Source organism: Alkalibacterium sp. 20 (assembly GCF_001885615.1).
GTDB lineage: Bacteria > Bacillota > Bacilli > Lactobacillales > Carnobacteriaceae_A > Alkalibacterium.
This window is the reverse complement of sequence record NZ_LSRN01000038.1, coordinates 1-24,564: the sequence shown is the minus strand read 5'-3', so window position 1 is coordinate 24,564 and position 24,564 is coordinate 1. Positions and strand designations below refer to the sequence as shown.

18 protein-coding genes and 1 pseudogene are annotated in these 24,564 nt (G+C 37.6%); 17 read left to right on the top strand and 2 right to left on the bottom strand.

Features of this window, described 5'->3' with window-relative positions; translation table 11 throughout:
- Positions 1 to 119 precede the first annotated feature (119 nt).
- The 10 genes from AX762_RS07410 to mmsB all read left to right on the top strand — a co-directional run bounded on the left by AX762_RS07410 (position 120) and on the right by mmsB (position 15,024).
- Entirely contained in the window at positions 120 to 3,173 is a 3,054-nt protein-coding gene (locus tag AX762_RS07410) for a glycoside hydrolase family 2 TIM barrel-domain containing protein (RefSeq protein ID WP_218162482.1), read from the top strand.
- A gap of 16 nt (positions 3,174 to 3,189) precedes the next feature.
- A complete protein-coding gene (locus tag AX762_RS07405; protein WP_071848512.1) occupies positions 3,190 to 3,489 on the top strand; it encodes a hypothetical protein in 300 nt (99 codons plus the stop codon).
- A gap of 105 nt (positions 3,490 to 3,594) precedes the next feature.
- A complete protein-coding gene (locus AX762_RS07400; protein ID WP_071848511.1) occupies positions 3,595 to 4,863 on the top strand; it encodes a sugar ABC transporter substrate-binding protein in 1,269 nt (422 codons plus the stop codon).
- A gap of 191 nt (positions 4,864 to 5,054) precedes the next feature.
- Entirely contained in the window at positions 5,055 to 5,921 is an 867-nt protein-coding gene (locus AX762_RS07395) for a carbohydrate ABC transporter permease (protein ID WP_218162483.1), read from the top strand.
- Between the two features lie 12 nt (positions 5,922 to 5,933).
- Positions 5,934 to 6,761, top strand: coding sequence for a carbohydrate ABC transporter permease (locus tag AX762_RS07390; RefSeq protein ID WP_071848509.1), 828 nt, complete (start codon positions 5,934 to 5,936; stop codon positions 6,759 to 6,761).
- Complete coding sequence (locus AX762_RS07385; protein ID WP_071848508.1) at positions 6,761 to 8,992, top strand: alpha-galactosidase; 2,232 nt, start codon at positions 6,761 to 6,763, stop codon at positions 8,990 to 8,992. The genes AX762_RS07390 and AX762_RS07385 overlap by 1 nt, the downstream gene beginning before the upstream one ends.
- Positions 8,993 to 9,130: 138 nt before the next feature.
- Positions 9,131 to 10,573 carry a sucrose phosphorylase gene (gene gtfA, locus AX762_RS07380; protein WP_071848507.1) on the top strand — a complete coding sequence of 481 codons (1,443 nt, stop codon included), beginning with the start codon at positions 9,131 to 9,133 and terminating at the stop codon, positions 10,571 to 10,573.
- A 567-nt stretch (positions 10,574 to 11,140) separates the two neighbouring features.
- The gene (gene chvE, locus AX762_RS07375) at positions 11,141 to 12,211 is read left to right on the top strand and encodes a multiple monosaccharide ABC transporter substrate-binding protein (protein ID WP_071848506.1); all 1,071 of its coding nucleotides are present in this window, start codon (positions 11,141 to 11,143) and stop codon (positions 12,209 to 12,211) included.
- 65 nt (positions 12,212 to 12,276) lie between these two features.
- Complete coding sequence (gene mmsA, locus AX762_RS07370; protein ID WP_143139321.1) at positions 12,277 to 13,818, top strand: multiple monosaccharide ABC transporter ATP-binding protein; 1,542 nt, start codon at positions 12,277 to 12,279, stop codon at positions 13,816 to 13,818.
- Positions 13,819 to 13,821: 3 nt separating this feature from the next.
- Complete coding sequence (gene mmsB / locus AX762_RS07365; RefSeq protein WP_083432869.1) at positions 13,822 to 15,024, top strand: multiple monosaccharide ABC transporter permease; 1,203 nt, start codon at positions 13,822 to 13,824, stop codon at positions 15,022 to 15,024.
- 107 nt (positions 15,025 to 15,131) lie between these two features.
- Here mmsB and AX762_RS07360 read toward each other — a convergent pair whose 3' ends face one another.
- The gene (locus tag AX762_RS07360) at positions 15,132 to 15,581 is read right to left on the bottom strand and encodes a hypothetical protein (RefSeq protein ID WP_071848504.1); all 450 of its coding nucleotides are present in this window, start codon (positions 15,579 to 15,581) and stop codon (positions 15,132 to 15,134) included.
- 181 nt (positions 15,582 to 15,762) lie between these two features.
- On the opposite strand from AX762_RS07360, the gene AX762_RS13160 reads away from it, so the two are divergent.
- From AX762_RS13160 to AX762_RS07330, 7 genes are all read left to right on the top strand, one after another.
- Positions 15,763 to 16,833 carry an alpha-amylase family glycosyl hydrolase gene (locus tag AX762_RS13160; protein WP_256244577.1) on the top strand — a complete coding sequence of 357 codons (1,071 nt, stop codon included), beginning with the start codon at positions 15,763 to 15,765 and terminating at the stop codon, positions 16,831 to 16,833.
- Positions 16,722 to 17,435 carry an alpha-amylase family glycosyl hydrolase gene (locus tag AX762_RS13155; RefSeq protein ID WP_256244575.1) on the top strand — a complete coding sequence of 238 codons (714 nt, stop codon included), beginning with the start codon at positions 16,722 to 16,724 and terminating at the stop codon, positions 17,433 to 17,435. The genes AX762_RS13160 and AX762_RS13155 overlap by 112 nt, the downstream gene beginning before the upstream one ends.
- A gap of 214 nt (positions 17,436 to 17,649) precedes the next feature.
- Positions 17,650 to 18,969 (top strand): ABC transporter substrate-binding protein, encoded by a 1,320-nt coding sequence (locus AX762_RS07350; RefSeq protein WP_071848503.1) that lies wholly within the window; start codon positions 17,650 to 17,652, stop codon positions 18,967 to 18,969.
- Positions 18,970 to 19,059: 90 nt separating this feature from the next.
- Complete coding sequence (locus AX762_RS07345) at positions 19,060 to 19,920, top strand: carbohydrate ABC transporter permease (protein WP_071848502.1); 861 nt, start codon at positions 19,060 to 19,062, stop codon at positions 19,918 to 19,920.
- Positions 19,920 to 20,753 (top strand): carbohydrate ABC transporter permease, encoded by an 834-nt coding sequence (locus AX762_RS07340; protein WP_071848501.1) that lies wholly within the window; start codon positions 19,920 to 19,922, stop codon positions 20,751 to 20,753. The genes AX762_RS07345 and AX762_RS07340 overlap by 1 nt, the downstream gene beginning before the upstream one ends.
- A 124-nt stretch (positions 20,754 to 20,877) precedes the next feature.
- Complete coding sequence (locus AX762_RS07335; protein ID WP_071848500.1) at positions 20,878 to 21,558, top strand: DUF624 domain-containing protein; 681 nt, start codon at positions 20,878 to 20,880, stop codon at positions 21,556 to 21,558.
- Between the two features lie 19 nt (positions 21,559 to 21,577).
- Positions 21,578 to 23,911 (top strand): glycoside hydrolase family 31 protein, encoded by a 2,334-nt coding sequence (locus tag AX762_RS07330; RefSeq protein WP_071848499.1) that lies wholly within the window; start codon positions 21,578 to 21,580, stop codon positions 23,909 to 23,911.
- A gap of 256 nt (positions 23,912 to 24,167) precedes the next feature.
- Here AX762_RS07330 and AX762_RS12790 read toward each other — a convergent pair.
- Positions 24,168 to 24,564 (bottom strand): annotated as a pseudogene (locus tag AX762_RS12790) (MurR/RpiR family transcriptional regulator); the annotation flags it as partial.

The following is a 24,564-nucleotide window of genomic DNA, read 5'->3' as shown; positions in this document are numbered from 1 at the left end:
ACTAATTTTAGTAAATGTTTGTAAAAACGCTTGCATTTTAGTGGTATTTTTTATATTATTATTACAACAACAAATGAGAAGGGTTACAAAAAAATTCTATCAACACGTATTGAAGGAAGGTGGGAACCATCATCTCTACGAACTATTTGAAAAAAGATGTGCTGGAAGTGAACCGTCAGCCCGAGCATGCGTACTTTTTTACCTATAAAGATAGTGACACAGCGCTTACATATGATCGGACACGATCCAGCGGCTTTACATTGTTGAACGGGGTTTGGAAGTTTCATTACGGCAAACACCCGAACGACGTAGACGAAGGTTTTTTCGAGAAAGAATTCAGTGATCGATCATGGGAATCACTTCATGTTCCGTCACAATGGGAAATGAAAGGATTTGGTAAACCTCATTATACAAATGTGCAGTATCCGTTTCCGGTCGATCCGCCGCATATTCCGTCAGATAATCCAACAGGGGCGTACCGGAAAGAGTTTTACTTAACGGAATTGAATGAACGCTCAGTGATACGGTTTGAAGGTGTCGACAGTGCATTCGATCTGTGGTTGAACGGCAAATATATCGGTTATTCAACTGGGAGCCGAATCGCAGCTGAGTTTGATGTTTCGGATTTTTTAGTAAAAGGAAATAATACCTTAGCGGTCAAAGTCTACAAATGGTCAGCTCAAAGTTATCTGGAAGACCAGGACATGTGGTGGCTTTCAGGCATTTTCAGAGATGTCTATATCATTTCCAAAGAGGCCGCGGGCATTAAAAATTATTTCGTCAAAACACTGTTTGGTCCTGAGTATAAAGATGCAGAACTCAATCTTTCTGTCGAATTTACAAAAGCATCGATCGGTAAAGAATTGGTGGTCCAGCTTTTAGACCATGAACAAAATAAAGTGTTTGAAGAAAGTATTTTGATTGAAAAAGAAACAGTAAACTTTACCAAAAAAATCGAAGAACCGCATAAATGGTCAGCTGAAGAACCATATCTGTATCATTTACAGCTGATGATCAAGAACGATGACGACATTCTGGAAGTTATACCGCAGCGTGTCGGGTTCAGGCAAGTGGAACTCAAAGATGGTCTGATCCAAGTGAACGGAAAACGTATTTTATTTAAAGGCGTGAACCGGCACGAGTTTCATCCCGAACATGGCCGGTATGTCACCGTTGATGTGATGGAACAGGATCTTAAACTGATGAAGCAGCACAATATCAACGCGATCAGAACGTCTCATTATCCAAGTGACCCACGTTTTTATGATTTATGTGATGAGTACGGTTTTTATGTAATCGACGAAACGGATTTGGAAACACACGGGTTTGTATTGATCAATGATCCGGACCAGTTGAGTGACAACAAAGACTGGCAGAAAAATTATGTCGACCGCATCACGCGCATGGTCGAACGGGACAAGAACCATCCGGCCGTTATTATCTGGTCGCTCGGCAATGAATCCGGCTTTGGACAGAATCATCTGGCCATGGCTGAGTGGGCAAGAGGGCGAGACGATACCCGTCTCCTTCATTATGAAGGCGAAAGCATTCGTATCTTGGATGAATCAAATTATGAACCGAAACAATTGAATCAGAGTGCCGATTTCTTTTCTACGATGTATACAGACGTGGAACGGCTTGAAAAATTAGGTAAACAGACTCAGCTGGAACAACCGCATGTCTTATGCGAATTTGCACATGCGATGGGTAACGGGCCAGGTGGCTTCAAAGAATACACCGACTTGTTCAACAAATACCCGCGCTTGCAAGGTGGTTTTGTTTGGGAATGGATCGATCATGGAATCAAATCCGTGAATGAAGATGGTCAGGAATTTTACGCATATGGTGGCGATTTCGGTGAACACCCGCATGACGGCAACTTTGTCATTGACGGTTTGATTTTCCCGGACCGCACACCATCACCCGCACTGCAAGATTACAAACGGGCGATCCAGCCGGTGAAAGCAGAACTTGATGGCAACAAACTCACCGTTACGAACCGCTATGATTTCGTTGCTTTAAATCATCTCAAAGGCTGTTGGGTCCTTAAACAGAACGGAAAGATAGTGAAACAAGGTGATTTGGACGTGAGTGGCGTAAAAGCACATGAATCAGAAACAATCGACTTACCAGTTGACTTGTCAGAGATCACACAAGAATCTCAGTTGCTGGTCGAGTTTCAAACTGAAACAGCAACCAGATGGAGCGACCGGGGTCATTTAGTAGCCTGGGATCAATTCACTATAGGTAATGAAGTGACTTATCCAAAGACTATTTCGACAGATGAACCGATCGAACGTTTTGAAGACGGAGACACGCTCGTCCTTCACAATGGACGGTTCAAACTGGTCTTTGATACCTTCAAAGGCAAAATCAAAACGTATATGGCCAAAGGAGACCTCTTGATCGAAGACGGACCAGAGAATAATTTCTGGCGGGCCATGACGGATAATGACAGTATCGGGCACGACGACTTTGGTACCAGTCCAAACCGAGATGTCTGGAAACAATACGGCGTTGATCACTTCCAGGAAAGAATTGAGGACGTAAAAGTTTATCCAGAAGGTAGCAGCGTCGCCATTGAAGTGAAAAGCACTTTGGCACCGCCCGTTTTAAGCTGGGGCTTCCGGTCAAAGGTTACCTATACGGTAAAACCGAACGGCGTCATCGATATCGATGTCAAAGGTGAAAAATTCGGCATCGGCCCAGTTACTTTACCGAAAATCGGTCTTCGAATGAACGTCTCCAAATGGCTCGAACATGTCACCTGGTACGGCAACGGTCCGGGCGAATCTTATCCGGACATTCAGTTCGCTACTCGCAAGGACGTCTGGGATATGAAGAGTGATGAATTGGAAACACCTTACATTATGCCTCAGGAAAATGGGAACCGCAGCGATGTCGATTGGGTCAGTTTCACACACAGCGACGGCACGGGACTCATTGTCAAAGGAAAAGCGTTGAACTTCAGCTTAAGAGCTTACAGTACCGAACAACTGGACGAAGCCAAACATATCTACGAACTTTTAAAAGCAGACGCGTTTGAATTAAATGTCGATTATAAACTGAACGGCATTGGTTCTTCGAGTTGTGGACCAGGGGTGTTGGATAAGTATAAACTGAAGAACGAAAGTTACCAGTATCAGTTAAGTTTGGAACCATACACTAAATAAAAATGGAGGGTTTTACATGATAAATAAAAAAAGTTATTTGGCGTTAAGTGCTTCAGCATTATTATTACTTGCAGCTTGTGGTAACGGTGATGAGGAAACAACTGACACAGAAGGAGATACAGGGGAAGACACCACTGAAGAAACTACTGGTGATATGGATGAGCTGACGGTTTGGACCTGGGACCCTAACTTCAACGTAAGGGCACTTGAAATGGCTGAAGCACGTTATCAGGAAGAAAATACGGACTTCTCACTTAACATCCTTGAAAACTCACAGGAAGATGTCATTCAGCGTTTGAACACCAGTTTAAGTTAAGTATTATTTCAATTTATCTGATATGATAGTACTATAGTAAAGCGGTTACAAAGAACTAGCGAGCAGGTAAAAGATTTACTAAAAAAGCGAAAAGGGGCAAATACAATGAATAGAAATTGGAAAAGATTATCGTTAACAGTAGGATTAGGGGCAGCTCTAATTTTGACAGGATGTAACGCTGAAAGTTCTGCTGATGGAAATGCTACCTTAATTTACAGTATTTGGGATCAAGGACAGGCTGCTGGTATGAAAGCAATTGCAGATGCTTTTGAAGAAGAGAATCCTGGAATCCAAGTGAATGTAGAAGTAACGCCATGGGATCAATATTGGACTAAACTCGAATCAGGAGGTCAGGGAGAAAGTTTACCTGATATTTTCTGGATACACTCTAGCCAATTTTCTAATTATTCAGAAGGTCAAATGTTAATGGACATTTCTGATTTGCCAAATGAAAGTGACACGCTCAGTATGGATGATTTTCCAGAGGAATTAGTCCAGGTCTATACAACGGAGAACGGTGAAATACTAGGTGTACCTAAAGATTATGGGAATATTGGTTTATGGTATAACAAAACCTTGTTCGATGAAGCAGGATTAGATTATCCAAACGATGAATGGACATGGGATGATTTATTAGAAAATGCAAAAGCGCTGACTGATTTAGAAAATAATATATATGGTGTTCTAGCACCTCTTATCAGGGAAGAAGGTTATCATAATTTCATTTATCAAAACGGTGGGCATGTATTATCGGAAGATAAGACCACCTCTGGGTTCAGAGAAGACGAGACCAAAGAAGCTGTTCAATGGTATGCTGACTTGAGTGTTGAACATGGTGTATCACCTACAGTGGGTCAATTTGCGGATAATACCAATTTAACATTCTTTCAATCTGGACGTGCAGCAATGGGATTTTTCGGTTCATGGATGATATCACAATTAGCTGAAAACGAATATACGAACGAACATGTCGATGTAGCGCCATTACCTACAGGCACTCAAGACGCAGTTATTTATAATGGTTTAGCTAACTCGGTATCAGATTTCACAGATCATCCTGACCAGGCGCGTAAGTTTTTAGAATTTTTATCATCTGAAAAAGCCATGATCATTCAAGGTGAATACGGAAGCGCAATTCCAGCACTAAATGGGACGGATGAGTCATTCCTTGATGCCTATCCTCAATTTAATACACAAATTTATCTAGATCAAATGGATAATGCAGTGATCAAACCGTACTCTAAATTTACAGCTCGCTGGGAAGATGCAGAAAATCAAGAGCTGATTCCTGTTTTTGAAGGGAAAGCTACGGTCGAAGAAGTATCTGAATCGATAATAAGCAGAGTCGAAGATGTCTTGGAAAGTGAGCAATAAAAGTATTTACTGATTTTTAAGCTACTGCTGTAAATAGGCCTGCGACAATGGTCCGGGCCTATATTTATAACAGTAATAAGTTCGTTTATTAATTATCAGCATGTAATAAGAGGAGGTATATCATGGAGGTTCAAAATCCAACAGTTGAAAATACTAGTACTAAAAAAGCAAAATTAAATACTAAAAGAAATATGATGTTTTGGGGATGGCTATTTATAGCACCGACTTTGATAGGTCTGTTGGTTTTAAATATCTTTCCAGTTTTTCAAACAGTGTATCTAAGTTTTCATAGCGTCAGCACTTTTGGCCAATCAACTTTTATAGGTTTAAATAATTATATTAAAATGTTTAATGATACTAATTTTTGGAAATCACTGAGCAACACGCTGTTTTATGCTGGCATACAAGTACCAATTACAGTGGTTCTATCAACGTTAGCAGCTGTTTTACTTAACACTAAGATAAAAGGTTTGAGTGTATATAGAACATTGTACTTTTTACCAATGATAGCTGCTCCGGCAGCAGTTGCGATGGTATGGAGATGGTTATTTAATTCTCAATACGGTCTGATAAATATAATTATTGAAAGTTTAGGATTCAACGCAGATATTCAATGGTTGTCAGACCCAAACCTAGTTCTGTGGGCCGTTATTATTGTAGGTATATGGTCAAATATCGGGTATAACATGATACTGTTATTAGCAGGCTTGCAGGAAATTTCAAAGGATTATTATGAAGCAGCTACGGTAGATGGTGCGAGTAAGCTTAGACAATTTTTCCAAATCACGTTGCCTTTATTGACGCCACAACTATTCTTTGTATTAGTAACAAGTATAATTTCAGCGTTACAAGTTTTTGATGTTATTTTTGTTATGTTTGATCTCACTAACCCTTCTCTCTCATCGGTACAATCACTCGTGTATTTATTTTTCCATGAGTCTTATGTACTAAATGACAAAGGTTATGGATCCGCAGTAATCATTATATTGGTATTGATTATCATGATTATTACAGCTATACAATTAGTAGGTCAGAAAAAATGGGTCAACTATGACTAGGAGGAAATGAGTATGCATAAAGATTTAAATGTAAAAACTAAAACGCTTATACACGTTATATTGATTATAGGCGCAATAGGCATGGTTCTACCTTTTGTCTGGATGATTTTGACTTCTGGAAAAACGGTAGGCGAATCAATATCAATACCACCGCAAATTTTTCCTGAAAGTTTTAGATGGCAAAATTATTCCAAGGTCTGGAATGTCCTCCCATTTGTCAGCTTTTTTATAAACACAGGACTCATGATTTTCTTCAGAATTATATCATCAACTTTATTCAGTGCAATGGCTGCGTTTGCCGTCGCCAAATTAGACTTTCCTGGGAAGAACATCTTTTTCATGATCGTTTTAACACAGATGATGATACCAGCTCAGATTTTTCTGACACCACAGTATTTACTGGTTCAAAATTTGGGTTTATTAAACACCGTTTCGGCATTAGTGATCCCGGGTGTAGTATCAGCATTCGGAACATTTTTACTGCGTCAATTTTTCATGAAATTGCCGGATGAATTAATGGAAGCAGCGACCATTGACGGTGCTAATATTTGGCAGATTTTCTACAAAATTTATTTGCCATTAGCTAAGTCTGGTTTGATTTCTTTAGCAATATTCACATCATTATTTGCTTACAAGGATCTGATGTGGCCTTTAATCGTCAACATGTCTCAAAATAAAATGACCTTATCAGCGGGTCTGGCTAGTTTGCAGGGACAATATGCTACGAACTATCCGGAATTGATGGCTGGATCAGTAATAGCGATAATTCCGATGGTCATCTTATATGTCATTTTCCAAAAACGATTCATTCAAGGTATTGCATCTACAGGAGGTAAATAATGAATATTTTTTATAATGAAAAAACTAAAAGTTTCCATATGAAAAACGATATTGTCAGTTACCAGTTTTCAATAGAACAAGAAAAGTACTTGACACACAATTACTGGGGAAAAGCTGTTTCAGATAATCAGTCACAATCAGACTATCGTTATGCAGACCGTCCTTTCAGTGTTATACCTAATGAATTTAAAGGTCGAGAATTTTCGCTGACAACGTTGCCCCAGGAATTTCCTGGAGATAATAATGGTGATTATAGAGAATCAGCACTGACTATTCGATATAAAGATGGGTCATTCAATACAGCTTTAGAATATGCGTCATTTGAAATAATTGATGGTAAGCCAGGGATAAATGGGTTGCCTGCTACTTATATTAATAAGGATAGTGAAGCAAAAACACTGAAGATCACTTTAGTGGACACCATAAAGAAACTAGAGGTCAATCTCTTTTACACTATATTTGAAAAGTATGGCGTCATCACCCGCTCCGCAGAGATAATAAATAAAAATATAGAGGTAATTGAAATAGAAAAAATGTTAAGTGCGTCAGTAGATTTTGACCATTCAAACTTTGACTTTATTCAACTCCCAGGTGCCTGGGGTAGAGAAAGAGAAATTGAAAGAGACAAACTCTCTAGAGGGGTACACAAACTAGATTCAAAAAGAGGAACCACCAGTCATACGTATCAACCCTTTATAGCCCTAACTGATCCAGACACAACGGAACATAGTGGCGAAGTTTACGGTATGCACTTTGTTTATTCCGGAGAATTTGTGGCCAATGTCGAAGTTGATGAATACAGAAAAACGAGACTGCAAATGGGCATTAATCCTGAACATTTTTCTTGGAAATTGAATAAAGGGGAAATTTTTCAAACGCCTGAAGTAGTTATGGTGTACAGTGATCAAGGATTAAATAAGATGTCTCAAGACCTTCATCAACTATATCAAAACAACTTGATCAGAGGTGAACATCAAAATGAAGAACGGCCCGTTTTAATCAACAATTGGGAAGGAACATACTTTGATTTTACCGAAGATAAAATAGAGAATATGGCTGAGGAAGCAGCTAGTTTGGGTATTGAATTATTTGTTTTGGATGATGGCTGGTTTGGAAAAAGAGATGACGATCTTACATCATTAGGAGATTGGTTTGAATACAAAGATAAATTACCAAACGGTTTAAAAGCTCTGGCAGAAAAAATAAAAAGTAAAGGGCTCAAATTTGGTCTTTGGTTTGAACTGGAAATGATATCAGAAGATAGTGACTTATATCGCGATCATCCAGAATGGGTGCTCAAAGCCAAGGACAGTGTTCCTTCACAGGTAAGAGACCAGTTCGTCATTGATTACAGTCAAAAAGAAGCAAGAGATCATGTGTTAAAGCAAATGAAAAAAATTCTGGATGATGTGCCTATTGATTATATCAAATGGGACTATAACCGTAATATGAGTGAATTAGGATCGCAAAACCCTTCCATTAAAGATGGCGAAGTAGCGCATAGATTTATCTTGGGATTATATGAAATGCTGGAAAATTTGACGAGTACTTATCCGAACATCTTATGGGAAAGCTGTTCAGGTGGAGGCGGAAGATATGATCCTGGGATGTTACATTATATGCCACAGACTTGGACATCTGACAATACGGATGCTGTAGCAAGACTGGAAATCCAAACAGGGACAAGTATGACTATGCCCATTAGTTCTATGGGATCCCATGTGTCAGCGGTGCCTAATCATCAGGTCAGTCGCATGACTTCTCTTAAAATGAGAGGCGACGTAGCGATGGCCGGGAATCTTGGGTATGAACTTGATGTAACTGAAATGAATGATGATGATAAAGAAACAGTAAAAAGGCAGATAGAGTTCTATAAAGAGAATCGCTCGTTAATACAATTTGGAACATTCTACAGAATAATAAGTCCGTTTGATTCAAAAGACAGCACGTCCTGGATGATAGTGAATCAAGCAAAAGATGAAGCGCTCATGTATTTCTACAAAATACTTGATCGTGCAAATACTTTATCAACGAGAGTCAAATTTAAAGGTCTTCAACCAGAGTTTCTTTATCAAGTAAATAAATCAGAGTCATGTTATTATGGTGATGAATTAATGAATAAAGGGATTTATATAGACCCCGTGGTGCCAGTACAGGGTATGGCTGAACCTCAACCTATAGGAGATTTTAGGAGTGAGATCATTAAAATTTCCAAGGTGACTAACGATTAAATAGTTAAAATTTTAAAAGGTGTTAATAAGACATTAAACTCTTATTAACACCTTTTAAAAAATGAAAGGCAATGTAATTGTTTGATAACAAGTGTTTTTAATTGATGATTTAGATGATGATAAGGAGGAATTAAATCGATGGAAATACAAAATAAAGTAATGCTGATAACTTATTCAGACAGTTTAGGAAAAGATTTCAAGGAATTAACCGACATATTAGATGGTCATTTTGAAAAGGCTATTGGAGGTATTCACCTTCTGCCGTTTTTCCCTTCAACAGGGGATCGCGGATTCGCTCCAAGTGACTACACCGTCGTTGATCCTGAATTCGGGACGTGGCAAGCAGTAGAGGAATTAGGAGAAAAATATTATCTGATGTTTGACTTTATGATAAATCATATTTCCAGAGAGTCTACATTTTTCCGAGATTACAAAAAAAAGCATGTTTCATCAATTTACAAAGATATGTTTATTGAAATCAGTGAATTTTTCAAAGACGGAGGACCTACTAAAGAGGATATCGATCTGATTTATAAACGCAAAGATGTGGCTCCTTTTCAAGAAGTAGAGTTCAACGATGGCGGCAAAGAGAAAGTTTGGAATACATTCGGTGAAGAACAAATCGATTTAGATGTCACGAAAGAGGTCACGAAAGATTTTATTAGAGATACAATAAAAGATATGGCCAGTCATGGCTGTTCACTAATTCGGTTGGATGCCTTTGCCTATGCGATAAAAAAATTGAATACTAATTGTTTCTTTGTCGAACCAGAAATTTGGGAATTATTAGATGAAGTAAAAAGTGAAGCGGCAAAATATCAGATAGAAGTGTTGCCGGAGATTCATGAACATTATTCTATTCAAATGAAAATAGCCGATCATGACTATTACATCTATGATTTTGCTTTACCTATGGTAGTTCTCTATTCGATATATAGCGGAAAAACTAATCGTTTAGCATCGTGGTTAGCTAAGAGTCCAATGAAACAGTTTACGACACTGGATACACATGATGGAATAGGAGTAGTGGATGCGAAAGACATTTTATCTGATGAAGAATTAAGTTACACGTCAGATAAATTATATGATGTTGGGGCAAACGTGAAAAAAGTTTATTCATCGGAGAGCTATAATAATTTAGATATATATCAAATTAACACCACGTATTTCAGTGCTCTGGGAAATGAAGATGAAAGCTATCTGCTAGCCAGAGCAATCCAAATTTTCGCACCGGGAATTCCGCAAGTATACTATGTCGGTTTACTGGCTGGAGAAAATGATATAAAACTGCTGGAAAGTACAAAAGAGGGTAGAAATATCAATCGTCACTACTATTCAAAAGACGAAGTACAGGATGAAATGAGCAGACCAGTGGTTAGAAAGTTAAAAGAACTGCTAGAGTTCAGGAATGTAACAAAAGCGTTTGATTTAGAAGGATCGATCATTACCGAAACTCCCTCAGAGTCAGAGATTATTATAACGAGAGAGAGTAAAGATAAAGAGTCGATTGCAATTCTCAAAGCTGATTTTAAAGCTAGAGAATTTACTATTACTGAAAATAATACTTTGATTTTCCAATAGTAATTTTTTTAAATATCCTTTCTTATTACTATAATTGTTAAGAAGGTTGTGTTATCTAGCATTCTCAATCTTTTAGTAATTGCGGAGGTTATTGATTGAACTGTTAAGAACAACTTGGAAATTTTAATTAGTAATCTATTGAATAAAATACCAAGTGTCCTGCATGATATATTATATGCAGGACACTTGGTATTTGTTTGTTTAAAATCAGACTAATTATATCGATTCGCTTTTCAATGCATGAAGTATAAAAACGTTCAAGTTGGGAGTTAGTTCTCTCAAGCGTTCCTCTGGATATGATTTTTTTCTTGAGTATGATTAGGGCAAATAAATATTTTTATTTTTGCTTGACTAATATTGAAAAGATATGTTAAAGATATGTTAAAGATATGTTAAAGTGTACTTACTAGTTAGTTTATTAAACAAACAAACTAAATAGTTTCATAAATGTAAGGGTTTTAAAAGAGTGTAGCAGTAATTAAGTATAGTTGGTTTACTTATTAATTATAAAATGAAAACGCTATATATAATTTAAAACCAAAATAAAACAAGAAGGAGCAATGTCTGATGAAAAAAGCATTTGCAATAGCAGGATTAGTTTCTGTTAGTTTACTTACAGCTGCATGTTCAGAAAGTGGTTCGGGCGCAGAAAATGGAACAGTTGGTATCTCTATGCCGGATAAGTCTCTTGAAAGATGGGAAAAAGACGGTAACAACATGGTAACTGAGTTAGAAGGTCTTGGTTACGATGTCGATATTCAATATGCTCAAGGTGAAACTCAAACACAATCTGAGCAAATTGAAAATATGATTACAAAAAAAGTAGATGCATTAATTATCGCACCAGTTGACGGTAGTACATTATCTGACCCAGTAAATCTAGCAGCCAATCAAGATATTCCAGTAATAGCTTATGATCGATTAATAATGAACACTGAAAATCTTGACTATTACACAACGTTCGATTTAGTTACAGTAGGTGAAATCCAAGGACAGTATATCGTTGATGCACTGGATCTGGATAATACTGATGAATCATTCAACATTGAATTGTTTGGTGGAGCACCTGATGATAACAACGCGCGATTCTTCTTTGAAGGTGCAATGAATGTTATGCAACCCTATATGGATGAAGGCCAACTTGTTGTACAAAGTGGGCAAGTTAATTTTAATGCTGTAGCTACTGAATCTTGGAGTGCTTCAAATGCTCAAACACGTATGGATAATCTGTTGACCGGGCATTATTCAGATGAAGATATAGATGCAGTCTTAGCTCAAAATGATGCTATTGCTCAAGGTGTAGTTTCTTCCTTAGTAAGTATGGGATATGGTAGCGATTCTAGACCAATGCCCATTATTACTGGACAAGATGCCGAAGTGTCATCAGTCAATTCTATTATTGATGGTAATCAAACCATGACAGTATTTAAAGATACAACAGCGCTAGCAAAAGCAGCTGCTTCAATCGTAGATGCTATTCTTACTGGCGAAGAACCTGAAGTGAATGATACTGAATCTTTTGACAATAACGAAAAGGTTATACCAACATACCTGTTAGATCCTATAGCAGTTGATGTAGGAAACTACCAAGAAATTCTAATCGATAGCGGATATATAGATAGCTCAGACGTAGAATAATTCTTCATCATAGGTTATCCTCTCTGTCTAGATTGGGTAACCTATATTATTTTGAAAGGAGTGAAATCATGTCTCATATTCTAGAAATGAAGAATATTATCAAGGAGTTTTCTGGTGTTAGAGCACTGTCCAATGTTAATTTTAAAGTTAATAAAGGAGAGATTCATGCTTTAGTAGGAGAAAACGGAGCTGGCAAATCTACTTTAATGAAAGTATTGAGTGGCGTATATACGTATGGTGAATACAGCGGAGATATAGTATACAAAGGTGATGTCTCAAGATTCAAGAATATAAAAGAGAGTGAAGAAAAAGGAATTGTTATCATACACCAGGAATTAGCTTTAGTACCTTATATGTCTATAGCAGATAATATTTTTCTTGGAAATGAACAAGCGACTAAGGGGATAGTGAATAAAAATATAACAATTATCTCAGTTAAAGAATTATTGAAAACGGTTGGGCTTAAAGAAAATCCTACTACTTTAATTAAAGATATCGGTGTAGGTAAACAACAATTAGTCGAAATCGCAAAGGCCTTTTCAAAAAAAGTAGAACTGCTGATATTAGATGAACCAACCGCTTCGCTAAACGAAAATGATAGTGAAAACTTATTAGAATTATTAAAAGAGTTTAAAAAAGAAGGCATTACTTCAATTATCATTTCTCACAAATTAAACGAAGTTATTGAAGTTGCTGATAACGTCACTATATTAAGAGATGGTGAAACAATTGAAACTCTTTCTAAAGAGAAGAATGAAATAAGTGAAGATAGAATTATCAAAGGAATGGTGGGAAGAAGCTTAGATAACCGATTCCCTAAACATACACCGAACGAAGGCCAGGTTGCTTTGGAAGTTAATGATTGGACTGTACACAATCCTATAGATACAGAACGAATTGTTATAAATAACGTCTCTTTTAAAGTTAATAATGGTGAGATTTTAGGATTTGCTGGTTTAATGGGTGCAGGTAGAACAGAACTGGTAAAAAGTGTTTTTGGGAAAAGTTACGGCAAGAATATATCTGGAGAATTAATTAAAGACGGTAAGCCCATTAAATTAAAAAATCCCAGGGAAGCTATATTAAATGGGTTAGCTTATGTCACTGAAGACAGAAAAGGTGACGGCTTAATACTTATACAAGATATCTTGAACAATATTTCCATAGCTAGTTTAGAGAAAGTTTCCAAAAATACTGTAATAGATAAAAACAGGGAGTTAGAAAGAAGTCGTGAATATAAAAAGAAACTAAATATAAAATCAACTGACGTTTTTCAACGAGTGGATAGTTTAAGTGGTGGGAACCAGCAAAAAGTTGTCTTGAGTCGCTGGATTGCTACTGAACCTGATATTCTGTTTTTAGATGAACCTACTCGTGGAATAGATGTTGGTGCAAAATATGAGATATACAAAATTATTCAAGACTTAGCTGATCAAGGAAAAGCAATTGTTGTCATATCATCAGAATTACCAGAATTAATGGGTATTTCTGACCGCGTCTATACAATGAATGAAGGAACAATTACTGGAGAATTCAAGACGGCTGACGTGAACCAGGAAAAACTAATGGAATATATGACAATGAGTGTAAACAAAAAGGGGGCATAAATAATGCAAACTCAAGAAGCAGTAAAAAATAGTGGATTAAATAAAGAAGAAAATTCAATTAGAAATTCAGCTAAGAAGTTTTTGGTTAATAACAGTATGTATATATTATTAGCTTTAATTGTCATACTTTTTCAAATTTTAACTGGCGGAATTTTACTGTTACCTATGAATATTACCAATGTTATTCTTCAAAAAAGTTATATCTTCATTCTTACAATTGGCATGCTGATGCTGGTGTTACTGGGAGATATCGATTTGTCTGTTGGATTGGTCTTAGCATTTACGGGTGCTTTAAGTGCAGTATTGATTATTGAAAATAACATGAATGTATATCTGGCTATTTTTATATGTCTGCTGGTAGGACTACTTATTGGTGCATGGCATGGATTCTGGGTAGCTTACGTTCATGTTCCGGCATTTATTGCTACATTAGCTGGACTATTAACGTTTAGAGGATTGACCATAGTTATACTAGATGGTCAAACGATTTCCTCATATCCGAGAGCTTTCCAGTTAATGAGTAGTGGATTCTTAACGGATGCTTTTACTGATAATCCCTTTATGCTGACTTTAGGATTAGGATTTATTTTTGTAGCTCTATATGTTTTTATGTCTATTCGCAGTAGAATGAAAGATTTGAAATTTGGTACAAATACAGAAAGTAACACAAGATTCATTTTAAAAATAACTGCCTTTTCCTTAGCTATTTTATGGATGTTCTATACATTTGGTAACTATGAGGGCATTCCAAATGTATTAATAATATTAACAAAACTAGGATTGGCTGCTAAATTTATTACAGACAGAACTACAATTGGTCGGCATATATATGCGATTGGTGGCAATGAAAAAGCAGCTACACTGTCCGGAATAAATACCAAACGAGTTAAGTTTTGGACTTTTGCTTCAATGGGAGTTGTGTCCGCTATAGCAGGTATGGTCTTTTCAGCAAGGTTAAATGCCGCTTCAGCCCAAGCGGGTAGCGGATTTGAACTAGATGCTATTGCAGCATGTTACATTGGTGGTGCATCTACTTCCGGTGGTATTGGTACAGTAGTTGGTGCACTAGTTGGTGCACTGGTCATGGCATTATTGAATAACGGAATGTCATTAACGGGAGTCGGTACAGACTGGCAAATGGCGATCAAGGGTCTAGTTCTCTTGTTTGCTGTAGCGATAGACATTTATAACAAAAACAAAGGATAATCGATAAGTTAATAGATTTATTAGATGATAAAAGAAAGCTGGGAGATTTCTCCTAGCTTTCTTTTTTTACTGAATTTAAAATTATTAGATATTAAGTATATTCATTCCTACTCAACTTCCGTGCGTAAGGTGTTTAGTGTGACTTTTTTCAAAAATGGTGTCAGTTCTCTCAATCGTTCCACGTCATACACACCGACAAAATACTGAACCATCAGACCGTCAACCAACGCAACAATCAAGTTAGATCCGTGGTCGGAGTGAAGCAGAGGGTATTCTTTTTCTTTGTCCAGTTGCTGAAGTTTGAGACGGAGCTGATCGATCATTTCGCTGAAGGCACCACTCATAGTTGATTTAGTTATCTCCTCTTTTGAATAGCGACTCAAAACGGTTGTGATTTCTTCCATATGCTGTTCATTATATATCCAGGAAGCGTACAAGAAGCTTTCAATAAATGCTTCCACATTAGAGCTCTCATTCTCCTTGACAGATTTTATATAATCGTCTTCCAGCTGCTTCAGTAAGCCATCCATTTTCTGATGGTTGATGCGGTTTTTCATTGAAAATAATATCACTTCGGTATCGTGTGAAACAGAATAGCGATACCGTTATAGAGCGTTTACATTGTGTTATACTCAAATTAGTGAAATATATGATCAAGAGTTAAAGGAATCATGGGAATATTGGATTCGAACTAAGCCAGTCGGCTTAAATTTATAATAGATTGGATGTACATAAACGATGAATAAAAAGTGGTGGAAAGAAGCAGTCGTCTATCAGATCTACCCGAAAAGTTTTCAGGACAGTAATCAGGATGGCATTGGCGATGTCAGAGGCATTATTAACCGATTGCAATATTTAAAAGATCTAGGGATAACTGTGATCTGGATCTGTCCAATGTATAAGTCTCCCATGGACGATGGGGGATACGATATTGCAGATTATTACTCGATCGATCCTATTTTTGGCAGCAATGAAGATTTTGATGAACTCATTGAAAAAGCTGAAAAGGTGGGGATCAGGATACTTCTGGACTTGGTCGTAAATCATACGTCAGATGAACACGAATGGTTCGAAGAAGCACTGAACGACCCTGACAGTAAGTATAGAAAATATTATCATTTCGTGAAAGGCAGCAACGGCCGGCCGCCCAACAACTGGCGGTCCTATTTTGGCGGATCAGCGTGGGAACCTGTGCCCCATGAAAAGAATACCTTTTATCTACATGCTTTCAGCAAAAAACAGCCGGACTTGAACTGGGAGAATGAAGAACTACGAGAAGAAATCTATAAAATGATCAATTACTGGTTAGACAAAGGGGTAGCCGGATTCAGGATCGATGCGATTTTAAACATCAAAAAGAGCATGGTCCGCGGGCGTCTGGAACCGGATGGTGAAGACGGTTTAGTTTATATCGGTCACTGGATCATGAACCAGCCGGGAGTCCAGTCGCTTTTAAAGGAAATAAATGATCGTACCTTTAAAGTGCATGACAGCTTTACAGTCGCGGAAGCAGCGGTCCCTAATGACCATTTAGACCAATACATTGGTCCGGATGGCTTCTTTTCGATGGTGTTCGACTTCAGTTACACGGATATCGATGTCAATGAAACTGGTGACTGGTTCAAACCAAGTGGCTGGACCTGGACGGATATGCGCGAAAAGATTTTCATCAATCAGGAGATCACTCAGGAAAAAGGGTGGGAGCCCTTTATTTGGAAAATCACGACCAGCCGCGCTCCGTTAGTAAGTACATTCCCAAGCATGATATCAATCAGTACAGTAAAAAAATGCTGGGCACTCTTTTCATGATGCTCAGAGGCACGCCTTTTATTTATCAGGGGCAGGAGCTTGGTATGACCAACATAGAAATGGATTCTATGGAAGAGTATGAAGATATCGCGACGCATGATCAGTACAAGAGGGCTCTACTTACAGGACTTTCTAAAGAGAAGGCGTTCAAAATGATCAGCAAGCGGAGCCGAGATAATTCCAGGACTCCGATGCAGTGGGACGATTCAGACCAGGCGGGATTTTCAGATGGAGACACCACCTGGTTAAAAGTTAATCCCAATTACACTGAAATAAATGCTGAAAAGGAAAGTCAGGATGATAGATCTGCTTTGAGCTATTATAAAAAACTGATCGAACTTAGAATGACGAGCAACTATAGAGAGGTGATCGTCTATGGGAAATTCGTGCCAGATAGAACGGCAAACGATCAGACCCTTGTGTATGAGCGAGTGTGGCAGGATACGAAACTATTAACAGCGATCAATTTCACCAATGAAAAGCAGACGATCACCATTGATAAAAATTATACGCAGGTAGTATTGAGTAATTATGAAGGGGTCAGGATCAACGAAAAAGTATGCCTTCGCCCATATGAAAGTATCGTTTTGGCTAATAGATAGAATCACTAAAAGGTATCATACTTTTCAAGTTCAGAAGCATATATTACAAAGATTACAGTAAAAAGCAAGTATTATACCCTGATTTTCAAATAATGATACCGGTATCATTATAAATTCATTCTATTGAGTAATAGGTCAATTTGTTATATATTTGTAATGTAAACACTTACAATATTTTGTGTGAGTAAAATTAGTTAAAAAGGGAGGAAATACAATGTTCAAGGGTAAACATTTTTACAAAGGATTAGTTTTGATGTCAGCTGCAGGTGTTTTGGCCGCATGTGGCAACGATGGAGACGTTCCAGGTACGGATGGTGCAGATGATAACGGTAATGGTGAAACTGAAGAAGAGGTAAGCTTAGCCATTATGCAGGGTAAAGTAGAGTTCAATAATCAATTCAATGAACTCGCTGATATGTACATGGACGAAAATCCGAATGTCTCGATTGAAATCACATCAGTTGGTGGCGGAACGGACTACTTTACACAATTGACCACACGTTTCTCTGCTGGTGATGAACCGGATATCTTCAGTGTAGCAGGACCCAATGAATTTGAACAAATGGCGGAGTATCTGGCTGATCTATCTGATACGGATGCTGCTAATGCTGCCCTAGAAGGTACTTTGACTGATGTGACCGGTGAAGATGGCGTAGTTACAGCACTTCCTTACAACTTAGAGGGTTATGGCTTTATTTATAATAAAGAAGTTTTTGAAGCAGCCGGAATCGATGCCGAAGCAATCAGTACCTATGAAGAACTGGAAGAAGCTGTTCAGACCATAGACGGTCAAAAAGATGATTTAGACATCGAAGCTGTTTTTGCTTTCCCTGGAGCTGAAGCTTGGGTACCAGGCAACCACTTATCTAACGTCTACTTAACACATGAATTTGATGAAAATGTAAATGAAGCCTATAATGCTGAAACCGTCGCATTTGAAAAAGGTGACGAATTCCAGCGTATGCTTGACCTGCAAGTGGATTATTCGGTAGGACCTGTTTTGAGTCTAGATTATTCTCAACAAGTTGAAGAGTACTTCTCATTAGGACAGGTAGCTATGATTCAGCAAGGAAACTGGGTATATCCTACATTGTTACAAATGGATCCTGAATTTGCTGAAAACAGTGTCGGAATGATCCCAATTCCTTTAGAAGGTTATGAAAACCAACTACCCGTTGGCGTTCCCAACTACTGGGCAGTCAACAGTAACAAAGACGACGCAACAGTGCAAGCAGCTAAAGATTTCCTAGACTGGATGTACTTGTCTGATGAAGGGAAAGATTTTGTTATCAACGAGTTCAACTTTATTCCAGCTTATGAAGGATACGACGATATGGAAATCAGTGATCCAATATCACAAATCGTTTACGATTACTCTGAAAGAGGCGACACGATCGGATGGGTATTCAATGGTTACCCAACAGGATGGACAAACAACGAGTTTGGACCTAATATTCAAGCTTATATTGGTGGCGAAATGACTTGGGATGAAATGGTTGAAAATTCAATTTCTGCCTGGGAATCTCTTAAATAAAAATTTTGAGAGGGGCCATATTCTATTTCAATATATGGCCCTTTTTTTCTTTGAAATATGAGTAGTGTCAGTTAAGAAAGGAAATGAGCTATGAAAAATAAAGAACTGACTTTCTGGTTGTTTATTACACCAGTTTTATTGAGCTTATCTTTAGTCGTTATCGTACCTGTTTTCATGGGTTTATTCTATTCCTTTACTGATTGGAATGGACTGAACTTTAATAATATTATTGGATTCGAACATTACAGACGTTTACTAGAAGATGAACAGTTTAGAAATTCGTTATGGTTCACCTTCAGATTCACTTTTGTGAGTGTCATCATTTTAAATTTTGTTGGTCTGGGTTTAGCGGTGCTTGTAACAAGCAAACTGAGATCGCGAAATATTCTTAGAACTGTATTTTTTATGCCTAATCTAATTGGTGGCTTGATATTAGGGTTTATCTGGCAGTTCATTTTCATTAGAGTTTTTTCTGCGGTGGGCGATTTTACTGGTTTTGAAGGGTTATTGGGATGGCTTTCAACACCCGAGACTGGGTTTTGGGGACTTATCATTTTAACCGTATGGCAGCAAGCCGGCTATATTATGATTATCTACATTGCTTACCTTCAAGGTATTCCGAAAGAATTGATTGAATCGGCAAATATAGATGGAGCTACCTCTTTTCAAAAATTCAGACACGTTATTTTCCCTTTAATTGCGCCTGGATTTACCGTTTCAATGTTTTTAACTTTATCAAGTTCGTTTAAGATTTATGATCAAAACTTATCCTTAACAGGTGGGGGACCATACAACTCAACACAGATGGTCGCCATGAACATAGTGGACACTGCATTCTCCAGTAATCAGATGGCTTATGGTCAATCTAAAGCAGTCATATTCTTTATTATTGTAGCAATCTTTTCTCTATCACAAGTATACTACAGTAAGAAAAGAGAGGTTGATTTATAATGGAAAAAAATGTGTATGAAAAGAGAAAAAGAAAATACTTAATTATTGAAGTCATAGGTTTATTGATGGGGTTAGTCTGGGTTTCACCATTCTATCTTATGTTAGTTAACAGTTTCAAAACACCTAGAGAAATCTTTTCTAACGTGTTGAATTTTCCGGATCAGTTTAATTTTGACAATTATGTTGTCGCGTTCGATGATTTGAACTTTATTCGCTCGTTTTTCAACTCTCTATTGATCACCTTGGTGAGTGTAGGTGTCATTGTGCTGTTTTCTTCAATGGCAGGTTACGCGCTGGCTCGAAACAAAAGTCGATTAAGTGGCATCATTCTGCTGGTATTTGTTGGTGCGATGCTTATTCCTTTTCAGTCGGTCATGATCCCTTTGACAGCTAATTTCGGAAGAGTTGGGATGTTGAACAGGTACGGATTGATCTTCATGTACTTAGGATTTGGTGGGAGTTTGGCCTTATTCCTTTATCACGGTGCAATGACCACAGTATCCATATCGATGGATGAAGCAGCCATTATTGATGGAGCCAATAAATTTCAGATATTCTTTAAAATCATCTTCCCGTTATTAAGTCCCATATCAGTAACGGTAGCAATATTGAATGTTATTTGGATCTGGAACGATTACCTTTTGCCTTCGCTTGTCTTGAGTCGTGCGAATGAGACCATTCCAATTAGAATGTTTTATTTCTTCGGGCAATATACAAGACAGTGGCACTTGGCTTTAGCGGGATTAACGATCGCTATCATTCCCGTTATCATCTTTTACTTCAGTGCTCAAAAGATAATAGTTGAAGGTGTATCAGAAGGTGCGATCAAGTAGAAATTAGACGACGAAGATTAGGAGCTGCTTACTTGTTATTTCTAATAGCAACTACGCAGCTCTTTCTATTTTTTGAAATTTCCGTATGTTAAGATGAAAGAGAAAATAAGGAGGGATAATACTATTGAGTGAAAAAATATATCTCGTGCTATATGAATTATCTATATTGATATCAAGGTTCACTCTAGTCAATGTCCTATGGATCATCGTTAATTTACCGGTTTTCATCGTCCTTATTCAAATAGGTTTAACGACTGAACCAAGTAATTTGTTCGTATTACTGCCACTCTTGTCGTTGTTCCTGCCAATTTTATTCTTCCCAGGGACACATGCTTTGATCAGCTCAGTTCGAGAATTGATTATAGAAGATGCGCCATTCAACCCGATCACCTTTTTCAAGGATTATAAAAAAGGATTTAAAAAAAGTTTCTTGATCGGGATGGTTTATACGAGCCTGTTGACTGTGGGAGGGTATGTGTTTTTCATTACCTACCAAAGCAATCTCATACTGTCTATCATACTGGTGGTTCTGTTTTTCTATTTAAGCATAGTTGTGTTTTATCTGCTTTATTTAGATGCACACTACAATATGTCAATGGGTTGGAAAATAAAACAGACAACCGTTTTTATTCTTAAGCACCCGTTATTTGCATCAGGCAACTTCATGATTTTCATAACTTTACATTACATTCTATATTCAGTTAATTTTATACTATTTGTCTTATTTGGCACCACATTAACGGTATATGCAACCTATTACTTGTTTATTAGAAAACTCAATAAGATCAAAACGAACGTATCATAATCTGAATGGGAGTGTACATATGACAAAACTGGAAAAGAAATTTAAAAACGTCATCGAAGGCAACACCTACCGATTTACTGTCCTTACAAATAAATTACTACGCATGGAATATTCTGAGGAGGGCCTGTTTGAAGATCGTCCAACACAAATCGTAAAGAACAGGGATCTGGGAGAAGTAGATTTTGAACTCAAAGAAACCCATAAAATGCTTGAAATCATAACTGATTCATTTCACCTGCGTTACGTGAAGGAAAAGGAGTTTTCTCCAAAGAACTTATCGGTTGATGTAAGGTACAACTATACAAATTACACGAACAGATGGTATTACGGTCAAACCATTCCAACGTTAAAGGGTGCTTTAAGGACCGTAGACCGCGTGGATGGCGAAGCAGAACTTGAAGAAAGCATTATTTCGAAATACGGTTATGCAACACTCGATGATTCCAAATCATTCGTCTTTGACGAGAACAACGATATAAAAGTCAAAAATCACGAACAGACGGATGTTTATTTCTTTGCTTACGGAAGAGAGTACTTGAAAGCTGTTCAGGACTTTTACCGACTGTCCGGTCACCCACCACTACTGCCGCGTTATGCATTAGGCAACTGGTGGAGCAGGTACTGGAAGTATTCAGAAGAGTCCTATTTAGAGTTGATCAATAAGTTTGAAGCAGAAAAAATCCCTTTATCTGTCAGCGTGATCGATATGGACTGGCATTTAACAGACGTACCCTCAAAACACGGCAGTGGCTGGACAGGCTACACGTGGAATAAAAAACTGTTCCCAGACCCTGAAAGATTTTTGAGGGCACTAAAGGATAAAGGTCTGGCCGTAACCTTAAATGTTCATCCGGCAGATGGCATCAGAGCCTTTGAAGACCAATATGATTTGATTGCGGATAAATTGAATCTGAATATAGCCATAGAAGAACCGGCTAATTTTGATTTGATGGATGAAGATTTCCGCCAAGTATATTTCGAAGATGTCCATCATCCTCTGGAAAAACAGGGTGTTGATTTCTGGTGGATTGACTGGCAGCAGGGCGAGTTCAGCAGCAGCGACATCGATCCTTTGTGGTTACTTAATCATTATCATTTCCAGGACATGAAAAAACGTAATAAAGATGAGCTGATTCTATCGCGTTACGGTGGTCCGGGCAGTCACCGTTATCCTGTCGGTTTTTCAGGTGATGCCATTATCACATGGGATTCACTGAAATTTCAGCCTTATTTAACAGCTACCTCATCAAATATTGGCTATACCTGGTGGAGTCATGACATCGGTGGACATTATAAAGGGTATAAAGATGAAGAACTGACACTAAGGTGGTTCCAGTTTGGGGTGTTTAGCCCGATCAACCGTCTGCACAGTTCCAACAGTGCTTTTTCGAGTAAAGAACCTTGGAAGTACAGTTGCATCGTCAGAAAAAGTATGATGTCATTTTTACGCTTGCGACATGCATTGATTCCATATTTATATACCTTAAATGTTTTGAACAGTGAAGCAGGCATACCCGTTATTCAACCAGCTTACTACAAGTGTCCGTTAAAAGAAGCGGCTTATGACATTAAAAATGAGTACTTCTTTGGGAGCGAGTTACTCGTTTTACCGATAACAAGTAAAAAAGACGAAGAAACGGTTTACGGCAGTGAACTATTGTACTTGCCTGAAGGCTATTGGTTCGATGTGTTTACCAACTTTAGATACAAAGGTGAAGCTAAACTTAAAGTATTTAGAGATGAAACGACCATTCCAGTATTTGCCAGTGAAGGAAGCATTATACCGTTGGATCCGAATCCGACCCAAACAGATGCCCATGAACTTCCAGAAGATATGGAATGGCTGATCTATCCTGGCAGAGACAACACATTTGAATTGATTGAAGATAGCAACCATCAAAGAGCGGTAACAACATTTAAATTAAATGACGCAAAAGAAAACCTGTCGATCACAGTAAAAGATGACGCAAATAGTCTACCTAAAAAACGCAAACATACTATTCATTTCAATGCATCAAAAAAAGTGGGAATTATTGACGTGCAAAATGGGGAAGTGGTTGAGCAGTCGTTCGACCCAGCGTTGAACAGGACTTCGGTCACTGTTGTGTCAGACAACAATGAAAAAATGATTGTCAAATTCCATAATTTTAAAATAATTAAAGAGCAGGATATACGTAACGAGCTCTTTAAACGCTTGGACAAAGCCCAGGTAAATTACTTGTCCAAAGATAAGTTACTGAACGTATTTAACAGTAACTTGTCCGACTTCAGCTTAATGGCTCTTATCAATGAATTGGAAGAAAAGCACCTAGGTGAGTCCTTATTTGAACTGTTGTATATCAAGAATAGTTGATCCGGGTATCTGTAGATTGCCGAATAACCTCTGACAGCGCAGGCGAAGTATTGCCAGTGAAAAAACAAACTGCCTACAGTGGATACAAGTGAAAATTAAGACAACCTCCGACAATTAGAAAAACTTTGTTGGAGGTTGTTTTAATGAATATTATAAAAAACACTAACTTTATTAAGTTTACTATTGTAACAAAAGACTTTTCTGTTTTCGTCATAAATAAATTCTAAGTAATCAAAGCGTTTGAAGTAGTATAGGTTTACTTGTCTCTAATAAGTTTGCTCTCGGTAATTATACTTTCAATTAAGTAATCTAGTAAAAAATTTAAGGTTAAGCTATTCCAATGTTTCTTTAGATTTATCGAATCATATTTATAATATAAAGAATAATTCGAGAGGGAGTTTAATTGATTGTTAGAATCTAAAGTAACACTAATGATAATATCGTTTTTCAAAGAATTTTTTTTCAATTCATCAATGTATTCTTTCCCGTTTCCTCCTAAGGATACTATTAATATAAGTTTTTTCGCTTTGCTATTGTCAGATACAATTCTTAAATCATCAATAGTTCGAAGCGGGGTAATTGTTTTACCGTAATACAATAAATCAGTAGAAAAATTATCAACAAATTGTTTCTGTTTCCATCCAGTACCATAG